The following is a 23,853-nucleotide window of genomic DNA, read 5'->3' as shown; positions in this document are numbered from 1 at the left end:
ACGCAAAAGGCCGCGGGGATCGCTCCCCGCGGCGTTGGTTTACGCAATTAACAGCTGATGGTTTGCCAGCAGCGTTGCCAGATCCGTCTGCACGCCGTTCAGGGTCACCAGCGTGGTTGGCGAGAACTGACCGCCCGTACCGTCCAGGTCAACCTGGATCTCGGTATTGCTGCCGTTCTGCACCACGCGGATGTAATCGCTGATGTTGCCCGCGCTGCTGTCCAGCGTGGCCACGCCGTTCACGTAGCTCGCCGAGCCCGTGCCGGTATAGCCGCTGCCGGAGAGCAGATCGCGCAGGTCAATGCGATCCGTGTCCGCGGTCCCTTCCCAGGTGCCGACCGTAAAGCCGTTCACCACGTCGTGGCCGTTACCGCCCGTTGCATCCGAGGCGTTGATCAGCTTGTAGAGCAACGTATCGTGACCGCCGCTGCCGATGTTGAAGGTGTCGTTCCCGCCGCGGCCTTCGAACTGGTTATCACCGCTGTTGCCGGTAATGACGTCGTCGAAGTTCGAGCCGTTAATTCCCTCAATGTTGAGCAGTCGTGACGTACCAAACCCGGTGTCCTGCGCGGTAGAAAGGCGCAAATCCACGGTCACACCGGAGGTCGCATTGCGGTAATCCACCACGTCCATCCCGCCGGTGTTGCTCCAGGTGTCGTAGTCGGAATGGGTATTCCAGCCGCCGGAGCCGTTGTAGGTATAGGTGCCGTTCTCTGCGATAAAGGTGTCGTTATACCCGGTCCCGGTTATGGTCCCGCTGTGGCCGCCGGTGGCGGCTTCGGCCGTCAGGACGTAGCCCTCTTTGCCGTTGCCCGCTTCAAGACCGCTCCAGGTGACGTTATCCGACACGCCGTTGGTGATCTTCAGGATTTCGGCCGAATAGGTTTCATTCGGATCCAGCCCGTAGAAGCTCACCAGCGCAGAAGTATCGTTCGACCCGATACCGGACTGGGCGTTGATGATCTGCGAGGCCACCAGCACGCCCGCGGCGTTGTACAGATTGACCGTGTTGCCGTAGTAGGCGTTGATGCCCTCGCTGTCGACAATGTGCAGGTGCATCGCGGTGCCGTCAGCAATGGTTTTGCTGTTTTGCACCAGCACCACCTTGCCGTTCTGCTGAGAGACCAGCAGATCCTGCGCGCCGTCCCAGTTGTAGTCCACCGCCGCCACGCCGGTCGCGTAGGCAATACCGGAAGCCAGCTGGCTGGAGGTCCAGGTGGAACCGTAACCGTTATTGGTGAACAGCGTTGCCGTCTGCGAGCCGCCGTAAGTGCTGAGCTTGATGATGTCCATCTGCCCGTCGCCGTTCCAGTCCACCGCCACCGACAGATACCCCGCCGTGGCGTTAGAGGCTTCCACCGCGCTCTTGGTGGCAGAGAGCTTACCGGTACCGTCGTTGTAGTAGATCACCCCGCCGTTGTTGTTGTAGCTGCTGCCCAGGTACAGATCCATGTAGCCATCGCCGTTGAAGTCCGCCCACGTCATGGACGCCGCCGTGGTGGTATTCGAGGCGTTGGCCACAAACACGTTGGTCAGGTTCTGACCGATAGAGAGCGTGCCGTTACCGTTGTTGTTGATCACGGTTAACGAGTACGCGCCGCTGCGGTTGGTGTGCTGAACGATATCCACCGTGCCGTCGTTGTTCAGGTCGACGCCGGAGATTTCACGCCCGGAATCGAACTGGCCGTAGAAACCGCCTTCGCCACCGGTGCCGTCCGGCGACAGAACGCCGTTGTTGTTCACCAGGTAGGTCAGTGAGTCCATGCCGGCATCGCCGTACGCCAGATCCAGATAGCCATCGCCGGTTTTATCGTAGGCAATCACGCCGCCGTACCAGATGGTGGTGCCCATCGCCAGCTGGCTGGCGTTATAGGTGCTGCCATCGTAGGTCCACATCACCTGCGTTGACCCGGCGTAGGTATTTTCCGTCGCGAAGATATCCTGCGTGCCGTTACGGTCAAAGTCGGCGGCGGTCTGGCTCACCACGTAGTAGCCGCGGGTGTTGGTCAGCGTATTTCCGGCATAGGTCGAGCTATCGCTGCTGGAGTATGACTGGCCGTTAGCAATGATATTCCACAGACCGCTGCTGTTCATGCCGAGGGTCATGGTGGAGTTGTTGCTGTTCCCCGCCGTGGTTGCCCAGTCGGTATTCACCGAGGTGGTATCAATCACCAGGCTGCCGGTCGCCGTACCGGTGGTATTACCGTTACCCGCGCTGCTCTTCACCTGCGCCGTCACGCTGTAGCTCGACACGCTCAGCGCATCGCCGTCCGGGATCTGCAGATACCAGGTGTTGTGGTCCGGATCGACCACCACCGCGCCGCCGGTCTGGGAGGTGTAGATCTTTCCGTTCACCGTTACCACCAGGTATTCACCGTTCACCAGGTCAGCGGAAACGGTCCCGCTGACAATCGGCGTGGTGTCCGACGTGGTCTGCGCGGTGATCGCCGCCGTGGTGGTCGGGATGCTGGTATCGACGTTCAGCACAAAGCCGTCCGATTCCGTGTAGTTACCGGCCCTGTCGGTAACGCGCACAATGTAGGTGTGGTTGCCGTCGCTGAGGCCGTTGTCCTGGAAGGACCAGCTTGCGCTGCCGTTCATGGTCACCTGGCCGAGCAGGACCCCGTCACGATAGAGCTGCACAATTTCACCGTCGTCCGGGGCACGGTTAAGCGTACCGTTAATCAGCGGGGAGTTATCGTCCGTCGCTACCGCACTGCCAAAGGTGCCCTGACGCTCGCCTTCGCCGTCGGTATAGCTCACTACCGTGCCTACGGTGGTTGGCGGCGTGGTGTCCACCGTCACCACCTGAGAGGCGGTTGAGCCGACGTTGCCCGCCTGGTCGATAATCCGCACCTGGTAGGTGTAGTCTCCGTCAGGCAGATCGCGGGTATCGGTGTAGCTCCAGCGCTGGTTGGTGACCGTGGTATCGAGCCAGGTATTTCCGCCGTCCAGGCTTATCTGTACGCGCTCGTCGTTTGCCAGCGCGCTGCCCAGCGAGCCGTTGATGGTCAGCGTGGTGTCCATGGTGATGAAATCACTCCCGGACTGGCCGGTATCTTCGCTGATGCTGTCGATGGTGACGCCGTACTGCGGCGCCTGCGTATCCACCGTCACCGCCTGCGAGGTGGTTGCCCCGACGTTCCCCGCCTGGTCAACGACCCGCACCTGATAGTTATGGCTACCGTCGGTCAGGGTACGGGTGTCGCTGTAGCTCCACTGCGTACCGCTGACGGTGGCGTACACCCAGGTGCTGCCGCCGTCCATGCTCACCTGCACGAATTCACCCGCGCCAAGCTCTGCGCCGAGCGTTCCGTGCAGCGTGTACGAGGTCGAACTGGTCAGGAAGTCGTTATTGTCGAAGCCGGTATCCACGGTGATGTTATCCACGGTCACCGTAATCGCCGCATCCGGGGCGACCGTATCGACGGTCACCTGCTGATGGGCGCTGGCCCCCACGTTGCCCGCCGCATCCACCACGCGAACGTAGTAGTCATAGGTCTGGTTACCCAGCGTGCGGCTATCGACGTAGTACCAGCTGTTGCCGGTGACAATCACGTTCTGCCAGGTGACGCCGCCGTCGATGCTGATCTGGGCATATTCGCCGTCGGCCAGCGTCGCGCCGAGCGAGCCGTGCAGCGTCAGGGACGTATCGTTGGTGATAAAGTCGCTGCTGCTCAGGCCGGTATCGTCGCTGATGCTGTCGATGGCGATGGTTTTGCTCGCGTCCGGCGCAACCGTATCAATAGTCACCACCTGGCTGGCGGTGGCGCTGATATTGCCCGCGTCGTCAATCACGCGCAGCTGGTAGTTGTAATCCCCGTCGGCCAGCGTGCGGCCATCGACATAGGTCCAGCTCAGGCCGCTGACGCTGACGTCGATCCAGGTGACGCCGCCGTCGAGGCTGATCTGCGCGTGGTCGCCGCTGCCCAGCGCCGCGCCGAGCGTCCCTTTCAGGCTGATCTGGCTGTCGCTGGTGATAAAGTCGCTGCCGGACAGGCCCGTGTCCTGGGTGATGGAATCCACCGTAATCGCCGCCGCCGCAGGCTTCGTCTGATCGATCACCACGTCCTGGCTGTCCGTCGCCCCCACGTTGCCCGCGTTATCGATAACGCGCACCTGGTACTGATACGTACCGTCCGTCAGGGTGCGGCCATCGGTGTAGCGCCAGGTGGTGCCGGTCACGGTCAGGTCAATCCAGGTGGTGCCGCCGTCAAGGCTGATCTGCGCCTTCTCGTTATTGCCGAGCTGCGCGGTCAGCGAGCCGTTGACCACGACCTGGCTATCGTTGGTGATGAAATCCGTCGCGCTCAGGCCGGTGTCGTTTTGCAGCGAATCAATCGTAATTCCCATCGATGGCGCGGTGAGATCCACGGTCACGGTGTGGTTATCGCTGCCGCTGTTGCCGATGGTGTTGCTGACCTGCGCGTTAATGACGTACGAACCGCCGTCCGCCAGCGCGGCCACGTCTGCGCTGCCCACCGTATAGCTCCAGCTGCCGTCATTCTGGACGGTCGCCGTGTAGGTTTTACCGTTCAGCGTGATGGTCACCGTCTGGCCCGCCGGGGCGTCGGTGGTGCCGCTGACAACCAGCGGCGTGCCGTGCTCGGCGGCGTTGACGATATCGTCCTGCGCAAAGGTGTTAATGGTGATGGTTGGGACATCGCCGTTCAGCGTCACGTCGTGCGTTGCGCTGCCCGGGTTGCCCGCCCTGTCGCTTACCGAAGCGGTGATGGTGTAATCCCCGTCGCTCAGGCCGAGGAAATCACGGCCCGGCACGAAGACCGACCAGGATCCGTCCGCCCCGACGGTCGCCTGATAGCTGTGCCCGTTGAAGGAAACGGTCACCGTCTGGCCCTGTTCCGCCGTGGTGGTGCCGCTGATGGTCTGGCCCGCCAGCTGCTCCGCGTTGTTGACGATATCGTCATCGGCCACGGTGCTGATGGTCACGGTTGGCGCGACGGTATCGACCGTTAAGGTGTGCGTGGTCTGGCCGTTATTACCCGCTTTATCGTTGACCGAGGCGGTCACCGTCAGCGCGCCCTGGCTCAGCGCGGCCAGATCGGCTGCCGGAACATCCAGCGTCCACGTCCCGTCGTTCGCGACGGTGGCAGTGTAGGTTTTGCCGCCCAGCGTCACGGTGACGGTCTGGCCCGCCTCCGCGCTGGAAGATCCGTGCACGGTCAGCGGCTGCTGCGCTTCAAGCGCGTTCAGCATGTCGTCACCCGACAGCGTCGCAATGCTCACGACCGGCGCGGTGGTATCCACGCTGATGCCGTGCGTCGCCGACGCGCTGTTGCCCGCGCTGTCCTGCGCCGACACGGACACCTGATAGCTCGCGCCATCGGCCAGCGCGCCCACGTCGGCGGCCGGAACGGTGGTCGTCCAGCTGCCGTCGCTCTGGATGGTGGCCGTATAGCTCTTGCCATTCAGCGTCACGGTGACCTGCGTCCCGCTGGCGAGCTGGGCGCTGGAGCCGTTAATCACCAGGGACGAACCGGCTTCCGCCGCGTTGATGACGTCGTCACCGCTAACGGAGTTCACCGTCAGCGCCACGGAGGCGGTGTTCACCACCACATCGTGGGTTTGGGTGCTGCTGTTGCCCGCGCTGTCGGTAATCGTCGCGCTGAGGGTCACGGTGCCGTCGTTCAGCGCGGAAATCACGCTGGCCGGAACGCCCACGCTCCAGTTACCGCTGGCGTCAACGGTGGTGGTGTACTGGTTCGAACCGATGGTGATGACCACCTTATCGCCGACGCTCGCGCCGGTTGCGCTGCCGCTGACAATCTGCGCCTGCCCGTGCTCCACGCTGTTGATGACGTCATCGCCCGCGACGACGTTAAAGCTGACGGTCGGCGGCGTGGTATCAAGCGTAATCGCTTTGCCCGCGCTGCCCGGGTTACCCGCGGCGTCGCTCACGCTGACCTGCACGGAGTAGCCGTTATCCGCCAGTGCGGACAGGTCGGCGCCCGGCACGTTCACGTTCCAGAGGCCGCCCTGCTGCACCTGCGCGGTATAGCTCTTACCGCCCAGCGTCACGGTGACAGTCTGACCGACTTCCGCCGTGGTGGTGCCGGAAATGGCCACGCCCGCAGCCGCTTCGCTGGCGTTAATCACGTTATCGCCTGCGACCGTATCGATGCTCACGGTTGGCGCGGTGGCGTCCACGCTGTACTCGCGGCCCGCCGAGGCGCTGTTGCCGTGCGCGTTGGTGACGTTCACCTGCACGCTGGCGTCGCCGTCTTTAAGGCCCGCGAGATCCGCAGACGGCACGGTGGCCGTCCAGTTACCGTCGGCATCGACCTTCGCGGTGTACGTCTTGCCGCCGAAGGTGATGGTAACGGTCTGGTTTTCCTCCACGTTCGAGGTGCTGCCGGACAGCACCAGATCCGCGCCCTTCTCCGCCGCGTTAATCACGTCGTCGGTGGCAATCGCATCGATGCTGATAGCCACTGCTGACAGATCGACGGTCACATCGTGGCTGATGGTCACCGGGTTGCCCGCCGCGCTCTGGCCTGCAGCGGTCACGGTGACCGTGCCTGCTGCCAGGGCTCCGACGTCCGCCGCCGGGATCGCCGCGCTCCAGGTGCCGTCTGCCAGCACGGAGGCCGCATAGGTTTTGCCGTTGACGGTCACGGTGAGCGTGGTGCCTGCCGCCAGCCCGTCGCTGGAGCCGGTAACGATCAGGTTCTGCCCGTGCTCGATGCTGTTGATCACATCGTCGCCAGCCACGGTATCAATGCGCAGACCCGGCAGGCTGGCGTCTATAACGATTTCGCGCTCGCCCGCGCCGGTGTTGCCGTGGCCGTTGGTGACGGATGCTGACACGGTCAAATCACCGTTGCCCAGCGCCGTCAGGACGGATTCCGGCACGTTCACGGACCAGGTGAGATCGCTCTGAACCGTTGCGGTGTAGCTGTTGCCGCCGATGGTCACGGTTACCGTATTGCCCGCTTCCGCGTTCGCTACCTTACCGCTGATGGTCTGGCCCGCGGCCACTTCCGCTGCGTTGATGACGTTATCGCCCGCCACGGTATTGATGGTGACGGTCGGCAGCGCGGTGTCGACCAGCAGGTTCGCCGTGTTGCTCACGCTGTTGCCCACGCCGTTGGTGGCGGTCGCGTTCAGGGTGTAATTGGCCTGGCCGAGACCGGCCAGATCCGCTGCCGGAACCGTCAGGCTCCAGGTGCCGTCTACCGCCGTGGTGGCCGCGTAGTTTTTACCGTTCAGGGTCACGGTCACCACGGTGCCTTCCGCGAGGTTGGCGCTGGTGCCGCTGACGCTCAGGTCCTGACCTTTCTCCACCGCGTTCAGCACGTTGTCGCCGCTGATAGCGTTGAACGCCACGGATGGCAGGCCGGTATCGACGATCACGTTATGGCTGCCGGTGCCGGTGTTGCCCGCCGCGTCGGTGACTGACGCAGTCACGGTCACGGTGCCGTCGCTGAGGCCGGAAATGACGCTGGCCGGGACGCCCACGCTCCAGTTACCCGCCGCGTCCAGCACGGTGGTGTAGGTCTGGCCGCCGATCGTGACGGTGACCTTATCGCCCGCTGCCGCGCCGGTGGCGGTGCCGCTGATGATGTGCGCCTGGCTGTGTTCTGCGAGGTTAATGACGTCATCGCCCGCCACGGTGTTGATGGTTACCGCAGGAACGGTCACGTCGACCGTCAGATTGCGATCCGCCGACGCCGGGTTGCCCGCCTTGTCGCTGACGCTCGCCGTCACGGTGACGCTGCCGTCGCCGAGCGATGCCAGATCCGCCGCCGGAACGTTCAGCGTCCAGCTGCCGTCCGCGCCTGCGGTTGTGGTGTAGTCTTTGCCGTTCAGCGTCACGATCACGGTCTGGCCCGCTTCGGCGGTGGTAGTGCCGGACACGGTCAGATCGGACTGCGCTTCTGCGGCGTTCAGAATATCGTCAGCCGCAAGGGCATGAATGGTCACGGACGGCGCGGTCGCATCGACGCTGTACTCGCGGCCCGCCGAGGCGCTGTTGCCGTTGACGTTGGTGACGCTCACCTGCACGCTGGCGTCGCCATCCTTAAGGTGTGCCAGATCCGCAGACGGCACGGTGTAGGTCCAGTTACCGCTGTCGTCCACGGTAGTTGTGTAGATTTTGCCGTTCAGGCTGATGGTCACGGTCTGCCCGGCTTCCACGTTGGTGGTCGCACCGGACAGCACCAGATCCGCGCCCTTCTCCGCCGCGTTAATCACGTCGTCGGTGGCGATGGCGTTGATGCTGATGGCAACGGTCGCCAGATCAACCGTCACGTCGTGGCTGACGGTAATCGGGTTGCCCGCAGAGCTGTCGCCGGTCACGCTGATTTTGACGGTGCCTTCCGGCCACGCGCTCACGTCGGTGGACGGGATCGCCGCGCTCCAGGTGCCGTCCGCCAGCACGGTTGCCGCATAGGTTTTACCGTTGACGGTGACGGTCAGCGCCGTGCCTGCCGCCAGCCCGTCGCTGGAGCCGGTGACGATCAGGTTCTGCGCGTGTTCGATGGTGTTGACCACGTCATCACCCGCGACGGTGTCGACGCGCAGGCCCGGCAGGTTAGCGTCGATAGCGATTTCGCGCTCGCCGGTGCCGGTGTTGCCGTGGCCGTTGGTGACGGTCGCCGTTACGCTCAGGCTGCCGTTGCCCAGCGCGGTCAGCACGTCAGACGGCACGTTCACGGACCAGGTGAGATCGTTCTGCACCGTTGCGGTGTAGCTGTTGCCGCCAAGGGTGACGGTGACGGTATTGCCCGCTTCGGCGTTCGCCACGGTGCCGCTCAGGGTCTGGCCTGCCGCCACTTCCGCCGCGTTGATGACGTTATCGCCCGCCACGGTATTGATGGTGACGGTCGGCAGCGCGGTGTCCACCAGCAGGTTCGCTGTGTTGCTCACGCTGTTGCCCACGCCGTTGGTGGCGGTCGCGTTCAGGGTGTAATTGGCCTGGCCGAGACCGGCCAGATCCGCTGCCGGAACCGTCAGGCTCCAGGTGCCGTCTGCCGCCGTGGTGGCCGCGTAGTTTTTACCGTTCAGGGTCACGGTCACCACGGTGCCTTCCGCGAGGTTGGCGCTGGTGCCGCTGACGCTCAGATCCTGACCTTTTTCAACGGCGTTCAGTACGTTGTCATCGCTGATGGCGTTGAAGGCCACCGATGGCAGACCGGTATCGACGGTCACGTTATGCGTGCCGGTGCCGGTGTTGCCCGCCGCGTCGGTGACTGACGCCGTGACGGTTACGGTGCCGTCGCTGAGGCCGGAAATCACGCTGGCCGGTACGCCCACGCTCCAGTTCCCCGCCGCGTCCAGCACGGTGGTGTAGGTCTGGCCGCCGATGGTGACGGTGACCTTATCGCCCGCTGCCGCGCCGGTGGCGGTGCCGCTGATGATTTGCGCCTGGCCGTGTTCTGCGAGGTTAATAACATCGTCGCCCGCCACGGTATTGATGGTCACCGCAGGCGCGGTGATATCTACCGCCAGGTTGTGATCCACGGACGCCGGGTTACCCGCTTTATCGCTGACCGATGCGGTGACGGTCACGCTGCCGTCGGTGAATCCAGCCAGATCCGCCGCCGGGACGTTCAGCGTCCAGCTGCCGTCCGCACTGACGGTTGTGGTGTAGTCTTTGCCGTTCAGCGATACGGTGACCGTCTGGCCCGCTTCGGCGGTGGTGGTGCCGGATACGGTCAGATCGCTCTTCGCTTCAGCGGCATTCAGAATATCGTCGGTCGCCAGGGTATTAATAGTCACGGACGGCGCGGTCGCATCCACGCTGTACTCGCGGCCCGCCGAGGCGCTGTTGCCGTTCACGTTGGTCACGCTCACCTGCACGCTGGCGTCGCCGTCTTTCAGACCCGCCAGATCCGCAGACGGCACGGTTGCTGTCCATTTTCCGTCGGCGTCCACCGTGGCGGTGTAGTTCTTGCCGCCAAAGGTAATGGTAACGGTCTGGTTTGCTTCCACGTTCGAGGTGGTGCCGGAGAGCACCAGGTCCGCGCCCTTCTCGGCCGCGTTAATCACGTCATCGGTGGCGATGGCGTCAATGCTGATGGCAACGCTCGCCAGATCCACCGTCACATCGTGGCTGATGGAAACCGGGTTACCGGCGCTGCTCTGGCCCGCAACGGTCACGGTAACCGTGCCTGCGGCCAGTGCACCCACGTCCGCAGCCGGGATCGCTGCGCTCCAGGTGCCGTCCGCCAGCACGGTCGCCGGATAGGTTTTGCCGTTTACGGTCACGGTCAGCGCCGCGCCCGCCGCCAGCCCGTCGCTGGTGCCGGTGATAATCAGGTTTTGAGTACGTTCGATGCTGTTGATCACATCGTCACCCGCCACGGTATCCACGCGCAGGCCCGGCAGGTTAGCGTCTATCACGATTTCGCGCTCGCCCGTTCCGCTATTGCCCACCCCGTTCGTGACGCTGGCTGACACCGTCAAATCGCCGTTACCCAGCGCGGTCAGCACGTCGGACGGCACGTTCACGGACCAGGTGAGATCGCTCTGCACCGTTGCGGTGTAGCTGTTACCGCCAATCGTCACGGTCACGGTGTTGCCCGCTTCGGCATTCACCACCTTACCGCTGATGGTCTGCCCGGCTGCCAGCTCCGCCGCGTTAATGACGTCGTCACCCGCAATGGTGTTGACAATCACGCCCGGCAGAACGGATTCCACGTTCACGGTGTGCGACGTGCTGGTATTGTTGCCGACGCTGTCCGTTGCTGAGGCGGTGACGGTATAAAGCGCCTCGCCCAGCTGACCGACCTCGTTCGCCGGAACGGTAGTCGTCCATTTTCCGTTATTGTCCACCTGCGCGCTGTACGCTTTGCCGTTCAGCATCACGGTCACCACCGCGCCTGCTGCCAGGCCGGAAGCCGTACCGGAGATCGTCAGATCCTGGGTTTTCTCGGCGTTGTTGATCGCATCGTCACCGGAAACGGTGTCAATGGTCAGCACCGGCGCGGTCAGGTTCACCTCCACGCCGTGCGTGGCGCTGTTGCTGTTGCCCGCTTTATCGGTCAGCGCCGCGGTGATGGTGTAATCCCCTGCGGCCAGGGCGGTTACGTCTGCCGCAGGCACGCCCACGCTCCAGTTGCCTGAGGCATCCAGGGTGGCGGTGTACGATTTGCCGTTGAGCGTGACGGTGACCACATCACCGGCCGCCGCACCGGTCACGGAACCCGTGACAATCAGTGCCTGCGCATGCTCGGCGCTGTTGATCACGTCGTCGTCGGAAACGGTGTGGATGGTCAGCTGCGGAACGGTGGTATCGACCAGCACGTCGCGATCCGCAGAGGCCGGGTTGCCCGCCTTATCAGACACGGCGGCGCTGATGGTGTAGTTGCCGTCGGCAATACCGCTCAGGTCCGCGGACGGCACGGTCACGCTCCAGCTGCCGTTTGCCTGCACGGCGGTGGTGTAGTCCACGCCGTTCAGCGTCACGGTGACGGTCTGGCCCGCTTCGGCGTTGGTCACGCCGTTAACAACCAGATCCTGCTGCGCCTCGGCAGCATTGATGATGTTGTTGTCGCTGACGATCTCGATAGACACCGTCGGCGCGGTCGCGTCCACGCTGTACTCGCGGCCTGCCGACGCGCTGTTGCCGTTGACGTTGGTCACGCTCACCTGCACGCTGGCATCGCCGTCTTTCAGGCTGCCCAAATCAGCAGACGGTACGGTCGCCGTCCAGTTGCCGCTGGCATCCACCGTCGCGGTGTACGACTTGCCGCCGAAGGTGATGGTGACGGTCTGGTTTTCTTCCACGTTGGTGGTCGAGCCGGACAGCACCAGGTCCGCGCCTTTCTCCGCCGCGTTGATCACGTCGTCGGTGGCGACGGCGTTGATGCTGATGGCAACGGTGGCCAGATCCACCTTCACGTCATGGCTGATGGAAACCGGATTGCCCGCCGCGCTCTGGCCGTCCACGGTCACGGTGACCGTGCCCGCATTCAGCGCGCTGACGTCTGCCGCCGGAATGGCCGCCGTCCAGGTGCCGTCCGCCAGCACGGTTGCGGCGTAGGTTTTACCGTTGACGGTCACCGTTAACGCCGCGCCCGTTGCCAGGCCTTCGCTGGAGCCGGTGATAATCAGGTTCTGCGCATGCTCAATGCTGTTGATCACATCGTCGCCCGCCACGGTATCGACGCGCAGGCCCGGCAGGTTGGCATCAATGGTAATGTCGCGCTCGCCGGAGCCGGTGTTGCCGTGGCCGTTGGTGACGCTGACTGATACCGTCAGATCGCCGTTACCGATGGCGGTTAAGACCGTGGACGGCACGTTGACCGACCAGCTCAGATCGTCCTGAACCGTCGCGGTATACGTATTGCCGCCAGCTGAAATAGTGACAGTGTCACCGCTCGCCGCGCCGCTCACTTTGCCGCTCAGGGTCTGCCCGGCAGCCACTTCCGCTGCGTTAATGACATCGTCCGTGGCGACAGGGTTGATGGTGACCTGCGGCAGCGCGCTGTCGACCAGCACGCTGTGGCCGGTGCTCGCACTATTGCCTGCGGCGTCGGTTACGCTCGCCGTCACGACGTAGCTTGCTTCGCCCAGCGCAGAAACGTTTGCCGCCGGAACGGTGATGCTCCAGCTGCCGCTGGCGTCGGTGGTGGCCGTATAGCCGACTCCGTTCAGGGTCACCGTAATGGTGGTTCCTTCCGGCTGGTTGCTGGTGCCGGATACCAGCAGATCCTGGCCTTTCTCGGTCGCGTTGATCACGTCGTCAACCGCCAGGGTATTGATGGCCACCACCGGCGCGGTCAGGGAGACGTCAAACTCGTGCGTCGAGGTGGTGCTGTTACCGGCTTTATCGGTGAGGGTCGCTGAGATCGTCTGGCCGCCGTTTGCCAGCGCGCCCACGTCCGTCGCCGGAACGCCCACGCTCCAGCTGCCGGACGCATCCAGCATGGCGGTGTAGTCTTTCCCGTTCAGGGTCACGGTAATCACGTCGCCCGCCTGCGCGCCCGTCACCTTGCCGGAGACGATCAGCGCCTGGCCGTGCTCGGCAATATTGATGACGTCGTCGCCCGCAACGATATTGAATGAAATCTGCGGTACGGTGGTGTCGACCAGCACCGAGGAGCCCGCGCTGGCCGGGTTGCCTGCCTTATCGGACACGGTCGCCGTTACCGCCGCGCTGCCGTCGGTGATGCCTGCCATGTCCGCCGCCGGAACGTCGAGCGTCCAGCTGCCGTCCGCCTGCACCTGCGCAGTGTACTGATTACCGTTGAAGGTCACGGTGACCGTCTGGCCCGCTTCGGCAGTAGAGGTGCCGCTCAGGGTCAGATCCTGCGCCGCCTCCGCCGCGTTCAGCATATTGTCACTGCTGATGGTGTTGATGGTCACCGTCGGCGCGGTGGTATCGACGCTGAATTCCTGCGCCGAAGACGCCGCGTTGCCGTTCACGTTGGTAACGTTGACCTGCACGCTGGCGTCGCCGTCTTTCAGGCCGCTCAGATCGGCAGACGGAACGGTCCAGGTCCAGTCGCCGTTGGCATCCACCGTGGTGGTATAGGTTTTACCCGCGAAGGTGATGGTTACGGTCTGACCCGCTTCCACGTTGGAGGTGGTGCCGGAAAGCACCAGGTCCTGGCCTTTTTCCGCCGCGTTGAGCACGTTATCGTCGGTCACGCTGCTGATGGTGATGGCGACAGGCGCGAGATCGACGTCCACGACGGTGCCGATGGTCACCGGGTTGCCGGAGGCATCTTTTGCGCTGGCGCTGATGGTGAGCGAACCGTCAGCCCACTGGGACACATCGGCCGCCGGTACCGCCGCCTGCCAGGTGCCGTCCGCCAGTACCGTTGCCGAATAGGTTTTGCCGTTGATGGTCACGGTCACGGTGCTGCCCGCCGCCAGATCGGTGCTGGTACCGGACACAATCAGGTTCTGAGCGTGTTCAATCACGTTAATCACGTCGTCACCCGCCACGGTATCAATACGCAGTCCCGGGAGCCGGGCGTCGATGGTGAAGTCGTGAGAAGAAGATCCGGTATTGCCGTGCGCGTTGGTCACGCTGGCGGAGACGGTGAGGTCGCCGTTGCCGAGCGCGGTTAACTGGCTCTCGCTTAACGGCAGGCTCCAGGTCAGATCGTCCTGCACGGTAGCGGTGTACATCTGGCCGCCAAGGATAATAGTGACAGTGTCACCTGCCGCCGCGTTCGTCACCTTACCGGTCAGGGTTTGCCCTGCCGCCACTTCCGCTGCGTTAACGATATTGTCGCCCGCCAGGGTGTCGATCGTTACTACCGGCAGCGAGCTGTCCACCAGCACATCGTGCGAGGTTGAGGCGCTGTTGCCTGCGCTATCCGTGACGCTCGCCGTCACGGTGTAATGGGCTTCTCCCAGCACGCTGACGGCCGAGGCCGGTACGGTCACGCTCCAGTTTCCGCTGGCGTCGGTGCTGGCGGTGTACTGAATGCCGTTCAGGGTCACCGTAATGGTCGTGCCTTCCGGCTGGTTGCTGGTGCCGGAGAGAAGCAGATCTTCGCCCTTCTCGGTCGCGTTGATCACGTCGTCCGCCGCCAGCGTGTTGATACCGATGACAGGCGTCACGGTATTCACCACCACATCCAGCGAACTGCTTCCGGTATTACCGGACCTGTCGGTCACGGAGACGTCGATGGTCCAGGTGCCGTCAGTCAGCCCCTGCACGACGGACGCCGGCAGGCCAAGGCTCCAGTTCCCCGCCGCATCCACCACGGTGGTGTAATCAACGCTGTTAACGGTGATGGTGACCAGGTCGCCCGCTGCCGCACCGGTGACGGAGCCGCTCAGGATCTGCGCCTGTGAATGGGCTAGCTGGTTAACGGTGTTGGTGTCGGTGACAAAGTCGTTAATGGTCACCTGCGGTACGGTGGCGTCCACCAGACCCACGCGATCGGCGCTGCTGGCGTTGCCCGCCACGTCGCTCACGGTGGCCGTCACGGTCACAATGCCGTCCGCCAGGGCACCCACGTCAGCCGCAGGCACGCTCAGCTGCCAGGTACCGTCCGCCTGGACCGTGGTCTGATACATTTTGCCGTTCAGCGTCACGGTGACCGTCTGGCCCGGTTCCGCACTGCTGCTGCCGCTTAACAGTAAATCCTGCTGCACTTCAGCGGCATTGATGATGTTGTCGGCGGTCAGGTTATCGAGCGTAATCGCCGGAGGCTGCGTATCCACCGTGACCACGCGCGCGGCGTCGGCGCTGTTGCCGCTGACGTTAGTGACGCTGACGCTCACCTGCGCGCGTCCGTCGATCAGGGTTTCCATCGCGCTGGCCGGTACGGTCAGGCTCCAGGAGCCGTCCTGCTGCACCTGCGCGGTGAAGGTCTGGTCAGCGAATTTCACCACCACGGTCTGCCCCGCTTCCACGCCCTGCGTCTGGCCGGAAAGGGTTAAATCACCGCCTTTTTCTGCCGCATTCAGAAGGTCGTCGCCGGAGACGGTATCAATGGTGACCGCCACGGCGTTCAGATCGAGTTCAATCGGATGTTCAGCCGCAACGGGATTGCCCCAGGCATCTACCGCGCTGACGCTAACCGTCATGCCGCCCGCCGTCCAGGCCTGCAGGTCCGCCGCCGGAACGCCAATCTGCCAGCTGCCGCTGGCGTTAACCGCGGTAACGTACTCTACGTTGTTGATGGTGACGACAATCTGCGTGCCCGCGGCCAGATGGGTGCTGGAGCCGGTGACGCTCAGATCCTGCTGCTGTTCGATGGCGTTGATCACGTCATCGCCGGAAATGGTGTTCACGCGCAGGCCCGGCAGCTCCGCGTTGATATTGATATCCCGCTCGCCGGTGCCGGTATTGCCGTGCGCGTTAGTGACGGACGCGGTGAAGGTTAAATCCCCGTCGCCGAACGCCTGAAGATCCGCTGACGGGATTTTCACGCTCCAGGTCAGATCGCTGCCAACCGTTGCGGTGTAGCTCTTGCCGCCTGCGGTGATGGAGACGGTATCGCCCGCCGCCGCGCCGGTGACGCGACCGCTGAGGGTTTGATCGGCGCCCGCTTCGGCGTTATTGACCAGATTGTCGCCCGCAAACGTATTGATAATGACCTGCGGAAGAACGGTATCCACCAGTAGATTAGCCTCGGCAGAACCGCTGTTACCCACGCTGTCGGTCCCGCTGACGCTGACGGTATAAAGCGTGTTCGCCAGATTCAGGACGTCGGAAACCGGCACCTGGACCGCCCAGATACCGTTTTCTACGGTGGCCTGATAGCTGACGTTGTTCAGCGTCACGGTGACGGTGGAGCTGTCCGGCAGGTTGCTGGTGCCGGTCAGGCTCAGCGGCTGCATCGCCTCCTGGGCATTCAGGACGTTATCCTTGCTGATGGCGTCAATCGTAAATTCCGGCGGGTGTCCGCTCAGCGTAATGCCGTGCGTGGCGCTGCCGGTGTTGCCTGCCGCGTCAGTGACAGAAACCGAAAGCGTGTGGTTGCCTTCACCCAGCGCGCCCAGCACGGACGCGGGAACGCCGACGCTCCAGCTGCCGTCCGCCAGCACCACGCCGGTGAAGGTCTGCCCGCCAAGGGTCACGGTGACCACATCGCCCGCGGCGGCACCGCTCGCCAGGCCGGAAATAATGTGCGCCTGGCCCTGCTCGCTGATATTGAGGATATCGTCGCCCGCCACGGTATGGATGGTGATGACCGGTGCGGCGGTATCCACCGTGAAATCTGCCGTCACGGACGAGCCGTTGCCCGCTTTGTCGCTCACGTTAACCGTCAGGGTGTGATGACCCTCACTCAGCGCCTGCACGTCGTTCACATCAAGCGTGACGGACCAGGTGCCGTCGCTGCCCACCGTGGCGTTATAGTTTTTACCGTTCAGCGTGACCGTGACGATCTGACCGGCTTCCGCATTCGTTTTACCGGTCAGGGTCAGCGGCTGGTTGTGCTCAGCCGCATTAATGATGTTGTCCTGCGCGAGGGTATCGACAGAGAGGGTTGGCGCGGTGGTATCCACCCCAATCGTCTGGCTTCCGCTGACGGTGTTACCCGCCGCGTCTTTACCGCTCACGTTAACCGTCCAGGTACCGTCGCCCAGCGCCTGCGCGTCCGCTGCAGGCACGTTAACACTCCACGCGCCGTCTGCCCCGACTTCAGCCGCGTAGGTTTTGCCGTTCAGCGTCACGGTGAGTGCGGTACCCTGCGCCAGGTTTTTGCTGGCACCGGAAAGCGTAAAGCCCGCGGATTGTTCGCTGGCGTTCAGCACGTTATCGCCCGCCGTGGTGGCCAGCGTAATGGCGGCATCGGCGGTAGAGACCGTCACGGTGATACTGCCCGCAGAGGTGGTTTTACTGCCGTCGATCTGCACGACGGACCAGGTGTGTTCCCCGTCCGTCTGGGTCGGTAATATTACCGTCCAGGTGCCGTCTTTACCGACCATGGCGCTGGCAATGGTGCTGCCGCTGCTGTCTTTGATCTGGATGGTCGCGCCCGGCTGACCGGTGCCGCTAAAGGTTGGGTTGCTGTCGTCCGTGATCTCGTTTGCGCTCAGCACGCCCTGCTTGTCACCCGCTTTATCCGACAGCAAGAAGGTCGGCGTGGCGCTTTCAACTTCTTTTGTATTATCAATGACTTTTGTTTTCGTTTCTCCGTCACCGCCGTTTGCCAGCAGTGCCCCGATGGCACCGCCGCCTAACGCAGCTCCCGCAATCCAGCCCCACGGCGCGTCGCTTAAAACACTTTCCTGCTCGAGGAAAGGTTGAATGCTGCTAATCGGTGTAGCCTGCGCGGTTAACTCGGTCACCGCAGCGCCTGACGCTTCCCCGGCATCGGCAAAAGAAATATGCGTCAGTTCCTGACGGTCGTTGAACACCAGCTCTGACTGATTATGCGTTTCTGGATCTTCGACAAAATAGTTATTGCAGCGAATAACGCTGCCATCTTTCATATAAATGAGGAGATCTTTACCCTGGCGGACATAACGCGCCACATCCTGAGCAGAGCCCTGGATTTCAATCACGCTCGGCGATGAAATAGAGACCGACAGATTTCCTTCGCCGGTTAATTTGGTTTTCTCCGCCGTTTTGCGAATGATGACATCAACAACTTTCATGTTACTCATATTCTTCTCCTTGCAGGTGTACGGATTCCTGTGGATATGTCCACCAGACGGATGTAGCTATCCCTGGGAAAAAACACCCATTATTTTCAGTCTTACTTTGCGCAACACTGCGCGTCTTTTATTAACTCAAGTCGGGTAATTTTGCGGCAGCGTTTTTCTCTATTCCAATAAGCGGCATTAAATTATCAACCGCGGAAGCATAATTAATTGCCGAACTCCAGCCGTCATACTCGGCGATTATTTTCGCTGAGGTGGCCTGCCAGACATCCTGCTCAACGCTGAGCAGATCGTTAATGCTCCGCTTGCTCAGGGTGTATTCATTTTTATAAACATCGCGGGCCCGCAGAGCATTTTCCAGCTGCTGCTTCCCCGCCTCCATTCGTCCCCGTGCGCCGGTCCAGTCAGCCTGCGCGACGGAGGCCTTTTGCAGGACATCGAAACGCGCCTGATCGACCTGAGAGGAGGCCATGGCCCGTGCGCCTTCCGCCTGCCGAACGCGCGCGGAAACCGCGCCCCCCTGATACAGCGGCGCGTCGATATTGAGCTGTATCTGGTCGTCCCAGTAGGAACGGTTGTCCGATTCATAACGGGTGCGCCCCCCCTTCAGGCTTAACGTAGGCCAGTGCTGGGACTTCGCCGTTTCCACGCCATACTGAGCCGAGCGTTCCATGTTCTGCGCGGCCATCACCGCCGGTATCAGGGAATAATCGATGCGGTTGAGCGAGTCCGGCTCCACGGCAAGATTCGCGGGCACCGGCGAATAGGCCTCTGCCTGCATTCCGGTTAATACCGCAAGCCTGGCGCGCGCGCTGTTTAAGGCGGCGTGATACTGCGCGACCGTCGCCTGCATGCCGGCAATGCGCGTGCGGGTCTGAAGCTCATCGGAGGTGGAACTCACCCCCGCGTCTGCGCGCAGCTTTGCCAGCTGCTCGACGTTTTTGAGCGCCTGAACGTTATCTTTTGCCGCCTGCAGCAGATCGGAATAGCGTTTGACCTCCACATAGCTCAGCGCCGTTTTTTCAGCCACGTCAGAAAGCGTGCCCATCAGCTGATAGCGGTAGCTATCGCGCTGGGCGGAGGACTGGCTAATGCTGTTATTGGTCTTGCCAAAATCGTACAGCAACTGCGTCAGGCTCAGCCCCCAGGCGGCTGAATTCTTCAGCGACCCGCTGGAATCGGTGGTCTGGCTGTGCCCCGTACTTCCGTTCAATGATATTTGCGGCATCCAGCCGCTGCGCGCTTCATCTATTTGTGCCTGGCCAATACCTAATTGCGCGGCCTGCTGGCTAATTGACGGATCGCGATCGATCGCAAAAAGAATACTTTCTTTTAAGGTTGTGGTTGCCACCGGGGCAATACCCACCTGATTACTATTGGCGAAAGCCGTATTTATGGCTAATGAAATGAATGCCAGTGCTGCTGTAAATCGGCGTAACATAGGCTTTCGTAATATCGTCATGTTATCTCCCTGACTCTGAGTGATACTCAAGCAAATACCCAAAAAGAGGTACAGATAATTAGACAAATATCTTATTTAGCTACCTTGCTGAATTTCAGGTAATACTCCCCATACCCATTTCCATCGGAGATGAGATCTGCCTGCGTCTTATTTCAATTAAGAATTTACTTATTTCTTAAACTGGTTAGCAGCATAACAAAATGTGTTATAGCCCACTACAGCCACAATGTTAATGCGGTGTTACAAGCAAGAAAAAATATGGGGTTTCTGGACAAAACTCTAAAAGTATCCTTTCAGATGAAACATATAAACCCTCTGTTATCTAAGGAAAATTCTTAATTCCCTCCGTGCACATTTTTGCGTTAATTTCAGCGCGAGTCAGACACAAAGATTTTCAAAGAAGTGTCAGTTTACGTAGCCAAAGGGATATATTTAAAATTAAAAACTTTTAAAAAACTAATTAAAGCAATTAAACCCTGAATAATTCCTATTAAACAGCATTTAACACCACCCAAAGGCGATGCACTGGTTACATAACCCAAATTGTTAAATAAAACATAACAATAACATCGTAATTAACATTCAAAACGGCTTACTTATACCTGCTTAATAAAATTTTAATAATCACCTATGTGAATCATCACGCCGCCGCACATCGTCCTGAGGACATTCCCCTTCTCTCTGCGTCAAAATGCTGTATTATGCAAACTATTGCGACATTTTGCAGGAATGTACTCCCATGCACAAAACCGCTCGTCAACGCTACGTCCTGGATATCCTCAGCGAGCAAGGCCAGGCAAGCATCACCGACCTGGCTGAAAAGCTGCAGGTTTCGGCAGATACCATCCGTCGGGATCTGACCGACCTGGAAAACCAGGGCCTTGCGCAGAAGAACCACGGCGGTGCCATCGCGCTCAACCTCTCCGCCATGAACCGTCAGGGCCGCAACACGCTGCTGCCGGAGACCAAACAGCGCCTGGGTAAACAGGTCGCACAGCAGGTTCCACCGGGCTCCACCCTGTTTCTGGATGCCGGAAGCACGGTGATGGCCGTCGCCACCTTTCTTCAGGGGCCGCTCACCGTTATTACTCCCTCGCTGGATATCGCCCAGCATTTTAGCGACCGGGAAGACATTGAGCTGATCCTGCTCGGCGGGAAATGGGACCACAAACAGCGACTGTTTGCCGGCAGCGCCACGCTGTCTTTGCTGTCCCGTTATCGGGCAGATATCGCCATTCTTGGGGCATGCGCCATTCATGCCGAACTCGGTTTGAGCGCCGGTAAAGAAGCGGATGCCGAGGTGAAACGCGCGATGCTCGACGCAAGCCATGCGCACTGGATTGTCGCCGACCACCTGAAAATTAACCGCTGCGAGCCGTATCTGGTGTCCGGGTTATCCAGCATTCAACAACTCTTTTTAGATCGTCCCTGGCCTGAGCTTGGGGACCATAGCGCACTTCAGGTTACGGTGTGCGCGAATTAACGTGGAGAAGGTCATGAGTAAAGTTCAAACAATCAACATTGCGCTGATCGGGTATGGATTTGTCGGTAAAACCTTCCATGCCCCGCTGATCCAGTCGGTGGACGGGATTAAGCTGGCCGTGGTCTCTTCTCGTGATGAAGAGAAGGTTAAACGCGATCTGCCGGATGTACAGGTAGTAGCGACACCGGAAGAGGCCATTCAGCATCCTGATATCGATCTGGTGGTGATTGCCTCCCCCAACGCCACGCACGCCCCGCTGGCGACGCTGGCCCTGAACTCGGGTAAACACGTGGTCGTCGATAAGCCTTTTACCCTCGACATGCAGGAAGCCCGCGACCTGATTGCGCTGGCGGATGAAAAGCAGCTGCTGCTCTCCGTCTTCCACAACCGCCGCTGGGACAGCGATTTCCTCGGCATTAAGCAGATTATTGAACAAGGCACGCTCGGCAAGGTTAAACACCTGGAATCGCACATCGACCGCTTCCGCCCGGAAGTGCGCGTGCGCTGGCGCGAGCAGAACGTCCCCGGGAGCGGCCTGTGGTTTGATCTGGGCCCTCACCTGATTGACCAGACGCTACAGCTCTTTGGCCTGCCGGAGTCGGTTCAGGGGAATATCGCGACGCTGCGCGACGGCGCAGAAATTAACGACTGGGCGCACGTGGTCTTAAACTACCCGGAGCATAAGGCCATTCTGCACGCCAGCATGCTGGTTGCTGGCGGTACGGCGCGCTTTACCGTCCACGGGGACAAGGGCAGCGTGGTGAAAGCCAGAATCGATCAGCAGGAAGCGCAGCTGCTCGCAGGAGTGATCCCCGGCAGTGAAACCTGGGGCGAAGACGGCGACAGCATGGTGTTCTTTGGGGCCGACGGCGCACCGCAGACGATCCCTACCCCGAAAGGCGATCAGCGCCAGTATTACGTCAACGTACGTGATGCGCTGCTCGGGAAAATCACCAATCCTGTCCACCCTGTTGAGGCACTGGCGGTCATGGCCGTGCTGGAAGCGGCGGTGAAGTCGTCGGAGACGGGGTCAACGCAGGCGCTGGCGTTAACTGCCGAAGAGCGTGCGCTGCTGGGTTAAAAAACAAGCCGGGTGGCGCTGCGCCACCCGGCAAGCGTTAAAGACTACGAACGCTTTTTCGGCATCATGCGCAGAAGAGTATTATCTTTCCAGAAATAGTGATGCATCAGCGCCGCCGCCGCGTGCAGGCCAATCACAAAGTAGCCCAGGTTCGCCAGCGTCTCGTGCCACTCTTTCAACATATCAACCAGGTCGAAATTGGACTCCGCCGCATGCGGCATCGCCAGGCCAAAAGCAAACCAGTCGCTGCCCCGGTTGTACATCATCACAATGCCAATCAGCGGCAGCGCAATAAACAGCAGATACACCACCAGGTGCCCCAGATGGGACATCCCCGTCACCATCGCTTTTGGCTTTGGCTGAATCGGCGGCGCGCGGAATTTCAGGCGAACCAGCAGACGCGTCACCATCAGCACCAGGATACTGATACCGCACGAGACGTGGATCATATTGATCGCTGGACGCGCGGTGCGCGGGAAGAAACCTTTGAACTCCATGGCGCAGTAGGCGACGATGATTAACAGAAACACCAGCCAGTGGATGCCGATTTGCAGGCTTGTATATTTAGTGCGCATGTGATTTCCCGATTAAAAACAGTTATCGCGCCAACATAATCTCCTTTCCTTAAAAATTCATTAACTTTTCTGTATGGTTTTTCAAATACTTCCTCCCGCATGAAGCATCTTCAATTGCCGCCCTGCCCGTGATGGTCTAAGCCTGGATGAGTTCAAACTGTCGCATCGACACGTCTACAGGAGAACACCATGAGTAAAATTGGCATTAACGGCTTTGGACGCATTGGGCGCCTTGTACTGCGTCGCCTTCTTGAAACCCAGGACAGCAATACCGTCGTCGCCATCAACGACCTCACCTCACCGAAAGTGCTGGCCTACCTGCTCAGGCATGACTCTAACTACGGTGGCTTCCCGTGGAGCGTCGATTTCACCGAGGATGCGCTGATTGTCGACGGTAAAACCATTGCGGTGTAGGCCGAAAAAGAGGCGAAGCACATTCCGTGGAAATCCGCAGGCGTGGATATCGTCGTGGAGTGCACCGGCTTTTATACCTCTGAAGAGAAATCACGGGCGCACCTGGACGCCGGCGCGAAGAAAGTGCTGATCTCAGCCCCTGCGGGTGAGATGAAAACCATCGTCTACAGCGTGAATGACGACACCATTGACGCCAGTGACACCATTATTTCCGTCGCATCCTGCACCACCAACTGCCTCGCTCCGCTGGCGAAAGCCCTGAACGATGCGTTTGAAATAAAAGTGGGCACCATGACCACCATTCATGCCTATACCGGTACGCAGGCGCTGGTGGATGGCCCGCGCGGAAAAGACCTTCGCGCCTCACGGGCGGCGGCAGAGAATATCATTCCCCACACTACCGGTGCGGCAAAGGCCATCGGTCTGGTGATCCCTGCGCTCAGCGGCAAGCTGAAGGGCCACGCGCAGCGCGTGCCGGTAAAAACGGGTTCGGTCACCGAGTTGGTGGCGATTCTGGGCAAGAAAGTGACCGTTGAGGAGATCAACGCCGCGCTGAAAAAGGCGACGCAGGGCAATAAATCCTTCGGGTATACCGACGAAGAGATTGTGTCGTCCGATGTGATTGGCTCGCATTACGGTTCGGTGTTCGACGCCACGCAGACGGAGGTGTCAGAAGCGGGAGAGCTGCAGCTGGTGAAAGCGGTAGCCTGGTATGACAACGAGTACGGTTTCGTGACGCAGCTGGTGCGGACGCTGGATAAGTTTGCGGCGCTGTGATTCTATGCCTTTATTCAGG

Annotated in this window: 5 protein-coding genes and 1 pseudogene; 3 read left to right on the top strand and 3 right to left on the bottom strand. The window is 60.9% G+C overall.

The annotated features are described in order from the left end of the window. Positions 1-39 precede the first annotated feature (39 nt). Complete coding sequence (locus ACZ6J2_RS02015) at positions 40-18,036, bottom strand: Ig-like domain-containing protein (protein WP_471725051.1); 17,997 nt, start codon at positions 18,034-18,036, stop codon at positions 40-42. A gap of 130 nt (positions 18,037-18,166) precedes the next feature. Continuing rightward, positions 18,167-19,504, bottom strand: coding sequence for a TolC family outer membrane protein (locus ACZ6J2_RS02010; protein WP_193139224.1), 1,338 nt, complete (start codon positions 19,502-19,504; stop codon positions 18,167-18,169). A gap of 739 nt (positions 19,505-20,243) precedes the next feature. Between ACZ6J2_RS02010 and ACZ6J2_RS02005 the strand changes: the two genes are divergently transcribed. After that, positions 20,244-20,987 (top strand): DeoR/GlpR family DNA-binding transcription regulator, encoded by a 744-nt coding sequence (locus tag ACZ6J2_RS02005; protein WP_033145477.1) that lies wholly within the window; start codon positions 20,244-20,246, stop codon positions 20,985-20,987. Positions 20,988-21,000: 13 nt separating this feature from the next. Continuing rightward, entirely contained in the window at positions 21,001-22,068 is a 1,068-nt protein-coding gene (locus ACZ6J2_RS02000; protein WP_471724635.1) for an oxidoreductase, read from the top strand. A 44-nt stretch (positions 22,069-22,112) separates the two neighbouring features. Here the strand turns inward: ACZ6J2_RS02000 and cybB are convergent, their stop codons facing one another. Beyond that, on the bottom strand, positions 22,113-22,643 hold the full coding sequence (gene cybB, locus ACZ6J2_RS01995) for a cytochrome b561 (protein WP_023311642.1): 531 nt from the start codon (positions 22,641-22,643) through the stop codon (positions 22,113-22,115). 189 nt (positions 22,644-22,832) lie between these two features. On the opposite strand from cybB, the pseudogene gap reads away from it, so the two are divergent. Further along, positions 22,833-23,834 (top strand): annotated as a pseudogene (gene gap / locus ACZ6J2_RS01990) (type I glyceraldehyde-3-phosphate dehydrogenase). Positions 23,835-23,853 lie beyond the last annotated feature (19 nt).

The organism is Enterobacter sp. E14S, from assembly GCF_055666685.1.
This window is presented reverse-complemented; position numbering and strand designations above follow the sequence as displayed.

Bases quoted from the DNA above. Each gene is read 5' to 3' on its own strand.
- ACZ6J2_RS02015 (WP_471725051.1), bottom strand. From the start codon at position 18,036: ATGAAAGTTGTTGATGTCATCATTCGCAAAACGGCGGAGAAAACCAAA.
- ACZ6J2_RS02010 (WP_193139224.1), bottom strand. From the start codon at position 19,504: ATGACGATATTACGAAAGCCTATGTTACGCCGATTTACAGCAGCACTG.
- ACZ6J2_RS02005 (WP_033145477.1), top strand. From the start codon at position 20,244: ATGCACAAAACCGCTCGTCAACGCTACGTCCTGGATATCCTCAGCGAG.
- ACZ6J2_RS02000 (WP_471724635.1), top strand. From the start codon at position 21,001: ATGAGTAAAGTTCAAACAATCAACATTGCGCTGATCGGGTATGGATTT.
- cybB (WP_023311642.1), bottom strand. From the start codon at position 22,643: ATGCGCACTAAATATACAAGCCTGCAAATCGGCATCCACTGGCTGGTG.